Raw genomic sequence first — 14724 nt, forward strand, 5'->3', positions numbered from 1 at the left:
TGCCCGCAGATTCATTAGAGAATACACGCAACGGGGGTTGCTGAAGAGAGCATTCTTCGGCAGCCCCTTTTTTAATACTGGAAATGCATTTTATACAACTAAATCATCTGATGTACCGCCGAATATCCGTTTAGTTGTAATTCATACAATTAAACTGCCTCCGTACCCGGGTTTTCGCCTATTCGGGCAGATTTAGTTGTACAAAGTACAGTTAGAAGAGGAGAATCTTTCGTTTCACTCTATTTAGATGTACAGAATACAACTACCACCGATTGGTTCGGTTCATACGCATCTTCATACATTACCTTGTTTATTGAATAAATTCACTTGTTTAGCTCTGATGCTCTACTAGGACTGTGTGAGTGTATTTAGTGCAGTAGAATGCTCTAATTTGGCTGCAAAATAGCATTCTGCTGTATTCCGTACAACAGATATTTGAGGATACCGTACAAAACAGCCTTTTCATGGAATTCTAGTGTACAAAGTGCAATTGCCTACGATTTTCCGCCGATTTAACGAGAATCTATTGCAGGAAATACAATCGCGGCCGCATCTTCAGTGGATTGAAACCGTTGGAACGGCTGATGCTTACGAAGCGAGTTTTGCTCGAAGAGAATACAGGATGCGGAACCCCGCAAAACTTAAGATTATGCTTACGAAGCGAGTTATATTGCGGAGATGTTCCAAGAGAAGTAATGCTTCATATAACTAAGCGTATGCTTACGAAGCGAGTTTTGCTCGAAGAGAATACAGGATGCGGAACCCCGCAAAACTTTTAGGAGGATAACTATGAAATATGTAATTGGCGTCGATCTTGGAACCAGCGCGGTAAAGACTGTACTGGTAGATCCTCAGGGCAAGGTGGCTTTTGAGCACTCTGAAGCGTATCCGCTCAGCAGACCCCAGCCGAACTGGAGTGAGCAGAACCCAGAGGATTGGGTGAAGGGAACCATTGCCAGTCTGAAGCGTCTGATGGAAGTATCGGGTGCAGAGCCTGGACAGATCGACGGTATCAGCTTCTCCGGCCAGATGCACGGGCTTGTGCTCGTTGACGGCGAAGGCAAGGCGCTGCGTCCCGCCATTCTATGGAATGATACACGTACGACTGCGGAATGCCGCAAAATTGAGAAGAAGCTCGGCAGCAAGCTGATCGATATCGCCAGAAACCGCGCGCTCGAAGGCTTCACACTTCCGAAGATTCTGTGGGTCCAGGAGCATGAGCCGGAGGTACTCGCGAAGGCTGAATTGTTCCTGCTGCCGAAGGATTATGTGCGCTACCACCTGACGGGTGACTACGCTATGGACTACTCTGACGCAGCCGGAACCCTGCTGCTCGACGTTGGCGCGAAGCAGTGGAGTGCGGAGATTGCCGGAGCGTTCGATCTGCCGGTCTCCCTCTGCCCGAGACTCGTGGAATCCTTCGAGCAGACAGGAACTCTGCTTCCGGCAGTTGCCGAAGCCTCCGGCCTGCTTCCTACCACCAAGGTGTTCGCCGGCGGGGCAGACAATGCCTGCGGCGCACTGGGTGCCGGCATTCTGGGTGAAGGCCGGACGATGTGCAGCATCGGGACTTCCGGTGTGGCATTGTCCTACGAGAGCAACAAGGATCTTAACCTCGAAGGCAAGGTGCATTTCTTCAACCACAGTGAGAAGGATGCCTTCTATATCATGGGTGTTACCCTGGCGGCAGGACACAGCCTGACTTGGTTCAAGGAGACCTTTGCGGCAGACAAGAGCTTCGACGAATTGTTGCAGGGAGTGAACGAAATCCCGGCTGGCAGCAGCGGTCTCTTGTTCACCCCTTACATCAGCGGGGAACGCACCCCGCACCCGGATGCGAGCATCCGCGGCAGCTTCATCGGTATGGATTCCGGACATACCCTGTCCCACTTTACCCGGGCTGTGCTGGAAGGCATCACGTTCTCGCTGCGTGAATCGATTGAGATTGTGCGTGAATCCGGCAAAGAGATTACCGAGGTCGTGGCGATCGGCGGCGGGGCCAAGAATGAAGCCTGGCTGCAGATGCAGGCTGATATCTTCGGCGCTACGATCATCAAGCTGGAGAGCGAGCAGGGTCCGGCTATGGGCGCAGCTATGCTGGCAGCCTATGGCGCAGGCTGGTTCGAGTCCCTAGGTGCATGTGCGGAAGCCTTCATCCGTCCGGCAGAGACCTATACCCCTAATGCAGATCAGGCGGCGCTATATGACGGGATCTTCGCTTTGTATCAGGATGTATACGGCCAGACCCGCGAACTGAATGAGAAGCTGGCTTCTTACCGTAAATAGAATATCCGCACGGAATGACTGCCATCCTGTAAAGGGTGGCAGCTTGTTTTCTTTAGGGTATAAGATCTATATAAGAAGACTATCTGGTGACAACAGCGGCCGGAAGTCCAAATGTTCACCGCAGTGACGACACTGCTTCAAGTACAATTTTAAGTGTTCCTTATTTAGTAAGATAAATTCCGGCTCGGAAGCTCGAGTACGGCATGAAGGGAGGCCCCAATTGATCAAAGTACTGATTGTGGATGATGAGCCCAAGCTGAGGGAAGGGATGCGCACCTTGATTCCCTGGGAGGAAGAGGGGTATACCGTGGTGGCGACAGCGGCTAACGGTTATGAAGCGCTGGACAAATTCCGTGAGCTGCAACCTGGACTTGTGATGGCGGATATCCGTATGCCGGGAATGACCGGACTGGAATTAATCGCTGAGCTGCGCAAGGAAAGTCCGGGCTGCCATGTGCTGATTCTGAGCGGCTATGCCGATTTTGAATATGCGAAGCAGGCTATTTCCTATCATATTGACGGATATTTACTCAAGCCGGTGGATGAGGAGGAGCTGATCAGCTATCTGCAGGAGCTGCGGGAGAAGATCAGCCTGGAGGAACGGATCAACGAATGGCAGGCTCTGGAGCCGGCAAGAACTACCGAGGTGCTGGTGCGGGAGCTGCTGCAGTCGAATTCGAAGGAAGGCGGGGAAGCCGCGGCTGAACTGGGCCTCACTGACAGCAGCTGCGAAGTGGTGCTGCTGGAATTGAAAGGGCTTAACAAGGGTGAGGATGCCCGCGAAGATGTGGTGAAGCGGCTGATGGAGCGGCATTGGCAGGAGCAGGAGGGGCACGGCTTCTTCTTCACCCTTCCCCCGTACATGGGAATTCTGCTGAAGGAGCCGCTCCCGGATGAACGCGCCCGGGCGGCGCTCTGGCAGGAGCTGCACCACCTGATCTCGAAGGAGGGGCTGGAGTTCGTGGCCGCAGCGGGCGGAGCAGCTGTCCGGCCGGAAGAGGCCGGAGAGTCCTTCGGGGCTGCGCGCGCCCGGCTGGAGGATGCCTTCTTCGGGCAGAAGAACACACTGCTCTGTGGAATGCCGGACCTGTGGGAGGAGCCTGCACAAGGCGCGGTTGAACCGGAGGAGGAGCTGGACCCCGAGCGTGATATCGAGGTGCAGCTGCTGCTGGCAGTAGAGGCTGGCAGTAGCGAGGTAGCCAGGGAGCTTACGCTGCAGATTATCCGCAAGCTCGTGCATACCCAGCGGGACGAGACCTATATCAAGGACCAGCTGCTGCGGATTGTCAGCAGCACGATTGCCCGGCTGGAGGCAGCGAGTCCCGAGCTGCGCCCGCTGATTGCCGGACAAGCCTCGCCGATGGGCGAGGTCTACAGCAGCAGATACCTGCATGATGCAGAGCGGCTGGTGTCGGGCTATATGGAGCAGCTCTCCAGGCTGACGGGCAGCGGAAGCGGACGCGGCGATGAGATTAAGCGGATCACGGATCTGATCCAGCGCCGGTATAAGGAGAATTTGAAGCTGGGCACACTTGCGGAGATTTTTAACTACAATAGCGCCTACTTGGGTAAAATGTTCAAGAACCAGGTGGGCGAGCACTTCAACACATATCTGGATAAGGTGCGGATCGAGAAGGCCAAGCAGCTGCTGACCCAGGGCATGAAGGTCTATGAGGTGGCCGAGCAGGTCGGGTACATGAACTCTGATTACTTCAATGCCAAATTCCGCAAATATGTCGGCGTCTCCCCAAGCGCATACCGCAAGGAGAACTAAATTTATATAAGAAGCGCGAAAGCACTTAACGAAAAGCAAAAAGAAGCGGAGGGGAAATTTGGAACTGTAGGTCGCGGCAAGCTTGCAGAGATTCAGGTATGAGGCTTATGATATACAGGCTGTTCCCCTTCTTGCAGAAGATCCGGGAGCAGCCTGTTTGTATAGAGAGGGGGAGATTGATATCAAGAAGCTGGTGCGGATGGTCAATAACATGAAGCTGAAATACAAGCTGATCTTCTTTTATATCATAGTGGTGATGATTCCCGTGCTGATTGCAGGGGTGATTCTGACAAATTATTTTCGGGAGGGAGCCTTGAACAGAGCGATAGATCAGGCCACCAACAACGTGGAAAAGATCAAAAGCCAGTTGTACAGCAAGCTGCGGGTCCCCACAGATATTTCGAATCTGCTCTATTTCGATGAGGATCTGGAGCGGCTGGTCAATACGCATTATCCGAGTATTCTGGAGCTGACCAAGGCCTACCTGAATTATACCGACCTCAAGGAATATGTGCTGCGGTACCGGGAGATCTCCAATATCCGCTTTTTCATCGATAATCCCACACTGGTGGACGATATGTCCATCGCGCCGGTAACGCCGGAGATCCGTACGAGAAACTGGTATACACAGGCTATGCAGAACAATCAGATCTACTGGATGTATATCCACGACAAGGACCCTTATATCAACAGCCCCAAAGGGACCATCAACAAGCTGAGTCTGATCCGCCAGGTTCCCTACCCTGAATACAGCAAGTCAGGAATTCTGATGGTGCAGGTGAATCAGGATGAGCTGAACCAGATGCTGCACCAGGAGCCGTTCGAGACGATCATTATTGATGAGCAGGGCTATATTGTATCCGCCAAAAACCCGCAGCTGGTAGGCAGCACGGTGGATGCTTTTGACATTGGAATTGATGTGCAGGCGCAGTCCAAGGGCGTGTTCACAACGCAGGTGAAGGACAAGGATTCCTACGTTATCATCGATGAAATGATCCCTGAGCTGAGTGTCAGCAAGCTGAAGATTATCTCGGTGTTCGAGACCAAAAGCATTCTGAGCGATGCCAACAAGGTGAGTCAGCTGGGTCTGTTCATCGTAATCGGGGTGCTGCTGGTTGCGCTTGTACTGGTATACACCATCTCGCTGCTGACGAGCAACCGGCTGCTGCGGCTGAGCCGCCAGCTCAATCAAGTCGCCCTCGGGAACCTGAACATCGTCTCCCACATTGATGGAACAGACGAGATCGGCCAGCTGTCGCGCCAGTTCAACTACATGGTAGCCAGCATCAACCAGCTGATTACCCAGGTGATAGAGAGCAATGAGAAGAACAGTACGCTGGAGATCGCGCAGCGGGAGATTAAGCTGAAGATGATGGCCAGCCAGATTCATCCGCATTTTCTGTTCAACGCGCTGGAGTCGATCCGGATGAACGCCCATCTGCGGGGAGAGAGGGAGATCGCCAATATTGTCCGGCTGCTGGGCAAGCTGATGCGCAAGAACCTGGAAGTAGGCCGGGAGAGAGCGCCGATCAAGGAAGAGATTGAGATGATCCGCTCCTATCTGGAGATTCAGAAGTTCCGGTACGAGGACAGGCTGGAGTATGAGATTGCCTTCGATCCCGCCGCCGCTGAGGTGATGATTCCGCCGCTGATTATCCAGCCGCTGGTGGAGAATTCCGTCGTTCACGGTCTGGAGAACAAGGAAGGTACGGTGCATGTCAGCATCGCCGTCACTCTCACGGAGAATCAGGAGATTCAGGTCATTGTAATGGATGACGGGATCGGCATGACGGAAGATCGGTTGGCTGCGATTATGGAGGTCATCACCAAGGCGGAGGAAGAGGAGCAGGGCCGGATCGGGCTGCGCAATGTGCAGCAGAGACTGACTCTGTATTACGGAGCGGAGCACGGGCTGAACATCTCAAGCCGGGAGGGAGAGGGGACCCGGATTACATTTTCAATCCCTAAGGACAGTGGTTTGAAGGCTTAAGGGGATACAGGCGGGGAGAATGTCTAATTTCTATAGGTTTTTACGTGAAATCTGTTGGGTATTCTCGCCCCCGGCGCTGGGATAAGATAAAGCTATCAAAGCGAAGGGGGAATAATGATCGTGAAAGCGCTCACTGAAAGCGGTGTTACAGCAAATGAAAGCGTAACCCCCCGCCCACCTGCGAAACGGAATAGTGGATTTTGGAAAAGCGTACTCCAGCAAAAGTACTTATACCTGATGTCCCTTCCATTCGTAATCTGGGTATTTATATTCAGCTATGTGCCTATATGGGGATGGCTAATGGCCTTCCAGAATTATAAGCCGGTCAGGTCGTTCAGCGAGCAGAAATGGGTCGGACTGGACAACTTCAGGGAGCTGTTCCAGGATGAACGCTTCTACCTCGTATTAAGAAATACACTGGCGATGAGCATGCTGGGACTGATCTTCGGCTTCGTGGTTCCTATCCTGTTCGCCGTGATGCTCAACGAGCTGCGCGGGAACGTCTTCAAGAGATCGGTTCAGACGATATCTTACCTGCCCCACTTTGTATCCTGGGTCGTTGTAGGCGGGATTGTCTACAAGACGCTTGCCATCGATGGAGGGATCGTGAACGATCTGCTGCTCTGGATGAATGTGATTGATGAGCCGATTCAGTTCATGGCCAAAGGGAAATACTTCTGGGGAGTCTTAACGGCTGCTGACATTTGGAAGGAAACGGGCTGGAACGCGATCATCTATCTGGCAGCGATTACAGGCATTGATAAAGAGCTGTATGAAGCGGCCAAAGTCGATGGTGCAGGACGGGTCAAGCAGATGTTCAATATTACGCTGCCGGGTATCCGCACAACGGTGATGGTGCTGCTGATTATGAATATCGGCCATCTGGTCGGTATCGGCTTCGAGAAGCAATTCCAGCTGCAGAACAACATGGTTACCGATTATTCGGAAGTGCTGGATTTGTATGCGCTTAAATACGGGATACAGATTGGACGGTTCTCCTACGGTACCGCGATAAGCATGTTCACCTCGGTAGTCAGTGTCATCCTGCTGTTCACCGCTAACGGTCTGATGAAGAAATTTGCCAAAGAAAGCATTATGTAAGGAGGGGATCATCCATGGGTGGCAAAGCATTCCAAATGTCAAAAGGTGAACGTGTCTTCGATGTTTTTCTCTACATCGCTCTAATCCTGATTATGATTGTGACGTTATATCCCTTTCTGAACGTGCTGGCGATTTCCTTCAATGAATCTACAGATACGGTCCGGGGCGGCATCTATATCTTCCCGCGGGTCTGGACTCTGGAGAATTACCAGCGGATCTTCAGCTATACGGGGCTGATTCAAGGCTTCAAAATATCGATTCTGCGTACCCTTTCCGGGACTCTTCTGGGGCTGATCAGTGCTTCCATGCTGGCCTTTACCCTCAGCCGTCCGGAGTTCAGAGCCAGAAGATTCGTCTCGGTATTCCTGGCCCTGACCATGTATTTCTCCGGCGGTATGGTGCCGATGTACATTCTCATGAAGGACCTGAATCTGATCGGAACGTTCTGGATCTACATCCTGCCGGGTATGGTATCCGCGTTCAACGTGTTCATTATCCGCTCTTTCATGGACGGCCTGCCGTTTGCCCTGCAGGAATCCGCTAAGCTGGATGGGGCGAATGACTTTATGATTTTCTACAAAATCATTCTTCCGCTCTGTAAGCCGGTGCTGGCAACCATCGCCTTGTTCCTGGCCGTGGGGCAATGGAATGAGTGGTTCACTACCTATCTCTACAACGGCAACAAGCCGCATCTGACTACGCTGCAGTTCGAGCTGATGAAGGTCCTGTCTTCGACCAATCAGGGCAGCGGAATGGCAAATGCGAATGATATGGCCAGACAGATGGCGCAGATTTCACCGGAGTCGATCAAGATGGCGATTACCATTGTCGTAACGGTGCCGATTCTCGTGGTCTATCCGTTCCTGCAAAAGTATTTTGTCGGCGGGATGACGCTGGGTGCAGTCAAGGCTTAGGCCTTAACCCAGAGCGACAAGGGGAGAAGCTGCCGGGTTCAGTGCAGAGCCGGGCAGCTAACCCGCTTAGGGTAAAGTGTTAATTAGTGGTAATTTATATTTATAGTAGTTTTGCAAGCGTTCACAATGGTATATTCAGGTCTCACCTGATATGCATAGAGGCAACATATTAAGATACAAGGGGGATACACAATGAACCGCAAGAGTACCAAGACGATCTTCACACTCCTGCTGATGAGCTCAATGCTGATCGCCGGTTGTGGAGGCAACGGCAATAATGCAGCCAACAATACGACGCCTAACAACTCAGGAACAACACCTGATGCTACTGCCGCAGCAGATGATACCGCTCTAGATACCTCACCGGCTACATTCACCTTCTTCGGAGCGGATGCCAGCCCGAACTGGAACAAGATGCAGGATGATGTCGGTAAAGCCATTACGGAAAAGACAGGCGTCACCCTTGAAGCTGAATTCGATGTAGGCAGCGGCGGCGGCGACCAGAAGATTGCGATGATGGCGGCGAGCGGCGACGTTCCTGATATTATTTTCGCTAAAGGAAGTCTGAGTACCCTGGTGGATGCCGGTCTGATCCTTGATATGACGGACCTGATTGACAAATATGGCCCCAACCTCAAGAAAGTCTACGGCGAGAATATGAACCGTCTGAAGTACAGCCTGGACGACCAGAGTATCTATCAGATTCCTACGAATATGGGTGTCGGCCAGAAATCCTTCGATGCCACAGGCGGATTTGAAATCCAGCATCGTGTACTCAAAGAGCTTGGCTATCCGAAAGTGCGGACTGTAGCTGATTTTGAAAAGGTGCTTAAGGATTATGTCGCTCTGCATCCGGAAACCGATGGACAGCCTACCATTCCGCTGACGCTGAACGCTGATGACTGGAAGATTATGATCACCGTGACGAACCCGGCCTTCACTACAACCGGTGCACCGGATGATGGTGAATATTATGTGGACCCTGAGACCTTCGAAGCGAAGCTTCACTACAAACGCGCCGAAGAAAAGGAATATTTCCGCTGGCTGAACGGTATGTACAATCAAGGCCTGCTCGACAAGGATACCTTCGTACAAAAGGATGACCAATACAAAGCGAAAGTGGCCAGCGGCCGTGTACTCGGTCTGATCTCCCAGGAATGGGAATACTCCGACGGTGAGAATGCCCTGAAGGCTGCCGGCAAAGACGAGTATACCTATGGACACTTCCCTGTAACCCTGACCGAAGAGTATAAGGACCATTCCTTCATGCAGACCGGTATCGACGGCTACGGCATTGCGATTACTACGGCAGCCAAAGATCCTGAGCGGATCATCAAATGGCTGGACTGGATGTCCTCCGATGAAGGCCAGATCCTGAGAACCTGGGGGATTAAAGACAAGCACTATACTGTGGATGCGAATGGCAAGCGCGAGGTTCTGCCTGAGATCCGTGACGGCTTAGCAAACGATACGGCGAACACCCAAAAAACAACCGGGATCGGCCAGTACCTGATCTTCGGTGCACGGTATGGCGACGGCGTGAAGGATTCAACAGACAACTATTACACCACAAGCTTCCCTGAGCAGATTGTTGCTTCGTACTCCGAAGCTGAGAAGGAGTCCCTTGCCGGATATAAGGCGACTACCTGGAAGGACCTGTTCCCGAAAGAGGATGAATTCCCTGTAAAAGAAACAGGTGCTCTGTACAACCTGCCGGTTCCGACAGACGGTAAATATCAGGTCATCTTCAAAAAGACCCAGGATATCGTACGTAAACGTATCCCGGAAGCGATTCTGTCCAAACCGGCTGATTTCGATAAAGTCTATGACGCCTTCCTGGCCGAGCTGGACAAAGCCGGTGCCCAGGATATGGAAAAAGAATTCACTGAGCTGGTGAAGAAGAGAGTATCCCTGTGGACAGGCAAAAATCTGTAAATCCTAATGGGATGTAGCATGATCCAGAGTACAGCAGAAAGCAGAAGGCCCGACTTAGGTCAGGGCCTTTTGCTGTATTCAGAACTTAGTAGGAAGGGTGAGGAGAACATGGAAACTAAACAAAATACATCCGCATGGAAGCTCAGATACCGTCAGCCCGCAGCTGTCTGGGAAGAGGCGCTGCCGCTCGGGAACGGGCATATGGGGGCTATGGTATTCGGCGGTACGGATAAAGAGCTGATCTCGCTGAATGAGGATACCTTATGGTCCGGGTTCCCCCGGGATACCAATAATTACGAAGCGCTCAGGTATTTGAAAAGAACCCGGGAGCTAATCGCTGCAGGCCAGTATGGGGAGGCCGAGGATATGGTGAATGCCCATATGCTGGGGGTCAACGCCCAGGCCTATATGCCGCTCGGGGACCTGATTCTTAAGCAGCCGGGCGCAGAGAATTGTACGGCCTATGAAAGAGAGCTGGATCTGGATAACGGAGTTGCCAGAGTGACCTATCAGACCGGGCAGGGAGCCTTCACCCGTGAAGTATTTATCAGTACCCCGGACCAGGTCGGAGTCGTGCATCTGACAAGCGATCAGCCGGGGGGAATTCAGCTAGAACTGGAACTGGACAGCCAATTACAGCATAGCGTTAGCCCAGGGGAGGGAGACAGGCTGGTAATGAAGGGGCGCTGCCCCTCGCATATTGCCGACAATTACCACCAGGATCATCCGCTCGCGGTGCTCTATGAGGAGGGACTTGGAGTAGCATTCGAACTGCACCTGCATGTACAGGTAACCGGGGGGAGTATCCGGCATTCCGCAGGCAAGCTCGTGATCACCGGAGCAGATCGTGTACTGCTACTGCTGGCTGCCGGAACGGACTATGAGGAGGTGCGGTCCAGAGCAAGCCATAGATCCGCTGCGTCAGCACCGTATTCCGCAGCTAGGATAAGTCCGGCGGAGCTGTGCGCGAGCAGATTAAGCGCTGCGGCCGGTAAGACTTATGAGGAGCTGTACGCACGCCACGTTGCAGATCATCAGGCGATCTTCCGCCGGATGGATCTGGAGCTTGGCGGTCACGAGGCGGATGAGCGGCCCACCGATGAACGTCTGGCCGCATATCAGCAGGGGGCAGAAGACCCGGCGCTGGAGGCCCTATTGTTCCAATATGGCCGCTATCTGCTGATGGGCAGCTCACGGGCTGGAACACAGGCAGCGAATCTGCAGGGGATATGGAATGCCCATGTTCAGCCGCCATGGAACAGCAATTACACGACCAATATCAACACGCAGATGAACTACTGGCTGGCGGAGGTCTGCAATCTCAGCGAATGTCATGAGCCGCTCCTTGAGCTGATTAAGGAGCTTAGTGAGACCGGGGCCAGAACCGCGGCTATTCATTACGGGGCACGCGGCTGGGTAGCCCATCATAATGTGGATCTGTGGAGGGCTTCCACACCGTCCGGCGGAGATGCCAGCTGGGCCTTCTGGCCCATGGGCGGCGTGTGGCTATGCCGTCACCTGTGGGAGCATTACGAATTCAACCCGGATATGAAGGTTTTGAGTGAGACCGCTTATCCGCTAATGAAAGGAGCTGCTCTCTTCTGCCTGGATTGGCTGGTGGAAGGACCGGAGGGGTGGCTCGTTACCAGTCCGTCTACTTCGCCGGAGAACCGGTTCATCACGGAGGACGGCAGAGCTTGCAGTATCTCTATGGGTTCGGCCATGGATATGAGCCTGATCGCTGAGCTGATGCAGCATTGCCTGGAGGCTGCGTGTATTCTTGGCGTGGACGCTGAATTTCAGGAGGAGCTGGAGCAGACACTCACCCGGCTGTCTCCGCTGAGGATTAGCAAGGATGGACGGGTGCAGGAATGGCTCTATGACTTCGCTGAAGCCGAGCCAGGGCACCGCCATGTCTCCCATCTGTACAGCCTGTATCCGGGCAGCCGGATTAACAGGCGGGACACGCCGGAGCTGCTGGAAGCCAGCCGCTTAACGCTGGAGCAGCGGGTTGCTTCCGGCGGGGGGCATACCGGCTGGAGCTGTGCTTGGCTGATTAACCTCTATGCCCGGCTCGCAGACGGCGATGCGGCTTACGGCTATGTGCGCACGCTGCTAACCCGCTCCGTCTATCCCAACCTGTTCGACGCGCATCCGCCGTTTCAGATTGACGGTAATTTCGGCGCGGCCGCCGGCATCGCAGAGATGCTGCTTCATAGTCATCTCGGGGAGCTTACACTGCTTCCGGCGCTGCCTGGAGCCTGGAAGAATGGCCGCATCCGGGGTCTTAAGGCGCGCGGCGGGTATGAGGTGGACCTCGAATGGCGGGCCGGAGTTCTGGTATACGCGCGGATTACAGTGAAGTGCGATGGGATGCTGCGGCTCAGTTATGCGCAGGCACTGAAGCTGCTGCTTGCGGACGGCAGCGCTCAGGCACTGAATGGTGCGTTTGAGGTTAAGGCTGGCGGGATTTACTCGGTGGGGGTGTGATGATTAGGAGAATTGAAGGAAAAATGGAAAACTATAAATCTAATGGGAAATAAACCCGATAATATAGGAGGTAACCTGTATAACTGAGGGATATTTATTGGTTTAAGTGGAAGCCAGAGTTCTAGTGTCCGGCGGGGAGGGTGGCTATGGCATCAACGAAGCTAGTATTTAACGAAGATGAAGTCAAGCGCCTGCAATCGAAGATCGGCCAGGTGAGTCAGGACACCAACCGGCTGTATCTTCAATTGAAGGGCCAGTCCAGCAGCTGGGGCGGCATCCCCATGGGCGACCATCTGGTCAAGGCCCAGGTCCTAATCAATGAATTAACCGTTGAAGCGGAGAAGTTAGAGGATATTATCAGGGTCGCCCTAAGAGGCGTCTCGGAGTTGCAGGAAGAGAATAAGCGGCAGGCGGACAGGCTGGCGGGGCAGTTTAATCTTTTGCTCGCTGCCTTCGGCAGCTTGGGGCTGCAATCAGCCACCGGACGGGTCTCCATCCCTGAATTTGTGCAGCGAAGTGCGACGAATCTCATCACTTCGATTGCTGCTCTATCAGGAAAAGATGAACTCAGCAGGGACCCGGTGGTGCAGCAGCTTAGGAATGTTATTCAGACCTCCGGTCTGCTGAGCGTAGAGAGTATAGCTGCGCAAAGTAAGCTGAACGATATCTTCGCGGCGCGCAATGAGATCGCCAGGGCACAGACGGCCTTCAGGGTGTATCAGGCGTTTGGAAATCAGGCGCAGATGGAGGCTGTCCACGCGCAGGCCGAAGAAGCCCGGCAGAAGCTGGCTTCTCTAGGCGTAGCCAAGATATACTATGAATCCGGCAAGGATCTAAGCGGATATTACAAACAACCGGCGGTTACAGCCTGTGAGTATGATCCGTCAATTACGGCGGAGATGGTTCCCTTACTACATAACGAAGAATATTTACTGCTTTTGCGGCTGGCCATGGAGAAGACCGCCGCCGGAGCGTATGCGCGGAGTCAGCTTACGGCGAAGCGGCAGGAAATTAAGATCGCAGCGGCTCTTAAGCAGGTTCAAGAGCAGATCGAAGCAGAGCGGCGGTTGAACGGGCCGCCGCTCACGCTGCCGGACGGCAGGCCAATTACCGCAGACAACAAGGAAAATGAGACCACCACCTGGGACTTTTATCAGGCGAAAGTCTATGTGCCGAATGAATATCTTACCCCGATGTACACTAGTTATCTGGGGTGGCTAGAGGATACCTACGGGCTGACGAAATGGGAGAGCAAGGTCCGTCAGTCGGGAGATGTAGTGCTGGCTTTTACCGAAGGCTTGGTGAAAGAGGTCGTCATGGGCGTAGCGGATACGGCAACCTTTGCCTTCAAGCTAGTGGTAGACCCGGTCAAAACCACCACGGACATGAAGAATCAGGCGCAATACCTTATCGAGCATCCGGAAGTGCTGGTCGAAGCGGCGAAGAAGGCGTATCATCAATTTGATGAAGGCACCCCGGAAGAGAAGGCGAAGATGCTGGGTGCGGTCGCTTCGATTCTGGTTCCTGGACTCCAGGTCACCAAAGCAGGCAAAGCCGGTAAAGTGCTGGGCGAGGTTGAAGAGGTCGTCAGCCAAGCGGCGAAGGATGCCCTGCAAGGGATCAGGCAGAAGCTCCCGGATCTGGGACGGGCAATGCAGACGCCGGAAGGTTTTGTTTTCAAGATAGGGGAGATTCCCGATACGCCAGCCTTGCCGAAGACGCCGGTGCAGCAGCGGTATATGGATGGGTTGGAGGGTGGCACGGTTGAGGGGCCGCACAATGTTGGTTCTTCTATAATTAGTATAGAAATGGAAAAGAAAATATTAGATGGACAGAGAAAAGTTCCTACAAAAAATGAATTGATCGGTGGTCATTCTCCGAACATCAATAATGCAAATCCTAATTATGCAGTTCAAGAAATAACAGTTAATGCAGATGGAACAAGAAAAGTTAAGTTTACTACTGAATATCCTGATGGTAATTTATCTAATATTAAAACGAGTACTTTATTCCCGGATTCATGGAGTGATTCGCAAATTATTAATAGTATAAAAGATACTGGTAACACAGCATCCGTTGGAGTTCGTACCTCGGATGGTGCGACTCTTCATAGAGGAACGGTTAATGGCGTTCAAGTTGAAGTTATTAAAATAGGTGACAATGTTGTATCGGGCTATCCAACAGGTGGGGGAGTTACACAACTTTTAAGTGGTTTTACAGCACCTAACTTGTAA

At 52.8% G+C, this 14724-nt stretch carries 8 protein-coding genes; all 8 read left to right on the top strand.

Annotated elements, in window-relative coordinates; translation table 11 throughout:
- The first annotated feature begins 789 nt into the window (after nucleotides 1–789).
- The 8 genes from xylB to MKY64_RS32450 all read left to right on the top strand — a co-directional run bounded on the left by xylB (nucleotide 790) and on the right by MKY64_RS32450 (nucleotide 14724).
- Nucleotides 790–2286 carry a xylulokinase gene (gene xylB, locus MKY64_RS32415; protein ID WP_340957933.1) on the top strand — a complete coding sequence of 499 codons (1497 nt, stop codon included), beginning with the start codon at nucleotides 790–792 and terminating at the stop codon, nucleotides 2284–2286.
- Between the two features lie 220 nt (nucleotides 2287–2506).
- A complete protein-coding gene (locus MKY64_RS32420; protein ID WP_340957934.1) occupies nucleotides 2507–4060 on the top strand; it encodes a response regulator transcription factor in 1554 nt (517 codons plus the stop codon).
- Between the two features lie 199 nt (nucleotides 4061–4259).
- The gene (locus MKY64_RS32425) at nucleotides 4260–6050 is read left to right on the top strand and encodes a sensor histidine kinase (protein ID WP_339314982.1); all 1791 of its coding nucleotides are present in this window, start codon (nucleotides 4260–4262) and stop codon (nucleotides 6048–6050) included.
- A 114-nt stretch (nucleotides 6051–6164) separates the two neighbouring features.
- A complete protein-coding gene (locus tag MKY64_RS32430; protein WP_081751337.1) occupies nucleotides 6165–7151 on the top strand; it encodes an ABC transporter permease in 987 nt (328 codons plus the stop codon).
- A 14-nt stretch (nucleotides 7152–7165) separates the two neighbouring features.
- Nucleotides 7166–8065 (top strand): carbohydrate ABC transporter permease, encoded by a 900-nt coding sequence (locus MKY64_RS32435; protein ID WP_340957935.1) that lies wholly within the window; start codon nucleotides 7166–7168, stop codon nucleotides 8063–8065.
- Between the two features lie 192 nt (nucleotides 8066–8257).
- The gene (locus MKY64_RS32440; RefSeq protein WP_340957936.1) at nucleotides 8258–10000 is read left to right on the top strand and encodes an ABC transporter substrate-binding protein; all 1743 of its coding nucleotides are present in this window, start codon (nucleotides 8258–8260) and stop codon (nucleotides 9998–10000) included.
- Between the two features lie 108 nt (nucleotides 10001–10108).
- Entirely contained in the window at nucleotides 10109–12490 is a 2382-nt protein-coding gene (locus MKY64_RS32445) for a glycoside hydrolase family 95 protein (protein ID WP_340957937.1), read from the top strand.
- 146 nt (nucleotides 12491–12636) lie between these two features.
- A complete protein-coding gene (locus MKY64_RS32450) occupies nucleotides 12637–14724 on the top strand; it encodes an EndoU domain-containing protein (protein WP_340957938.1) in 2088 nt (695 codons plus the stop codon).

This window comes from Paenibacillus sp. FSL R7-0210 (assembly GCF_038009085.1).
GTDB classification, from domain to species: domain Bacteria; phylum Bacillota; class Bacilli; order Paenibacillales; family Paenibacillaceae; genus Paenibacillus_AQ; species Paenibacillus_AQ silagei.

What these genes read in the sequence shown, in the direction of transcription:
- xylB (WP_340957933.1), top strand. Translation starts at nt 790, where the DNA reads ATGAAATATGTAATTGGCGTCGATCTTGGAACCAGCGCGGTAAAGACT.
- MKY64_RS32425 (WP_339314982.1), top strand. Translation starts at nt 4,260, where the DNA reads ATGGTCAATAACATGAAGCTGAAATACAAGCTGATCTTCTTTTATATC.
- MKY64_RS32430 (WP_081751337.1), top strand. Translation starts at nt 6,165, where the DNA reads ATGATCGTGAAAGCGCTCACTGAAAGCGGTGTTACAGCAAATGAAAGC.
- MKY64_RS32435 (WP_340957935.1), top strand. Translation starts at nt 7,166, where the DNA reads ATGGGTGGCAAAGCATTCCAAATGTCAAAAGGTGAACGTGTCTTCGAT.
- MKY64_RS32440 (WP_340957936.1), top strand. Translation starts at nt 8,258, where the DNA reads ATGAACCGCAAGAGTACCAAGACGATCTTCACACTCCTGCTGATGAGC.
- MKY64_RS32445 (WP_340957937.1), top strand. Translation starts at nt 10,109, where the DNA reads ATGGAAACTAAACAAAATACATCCGCATGGAAGCTCAGATACCGTCAG.
- MKY64_RS32450 (WP_340957938.1), top strand. Translation starts at nt 12,637, where the DNA reads ATGGCATCAACGAAGCTAGTATTTAACGAAGATGAAGTCAAGCGCCTG.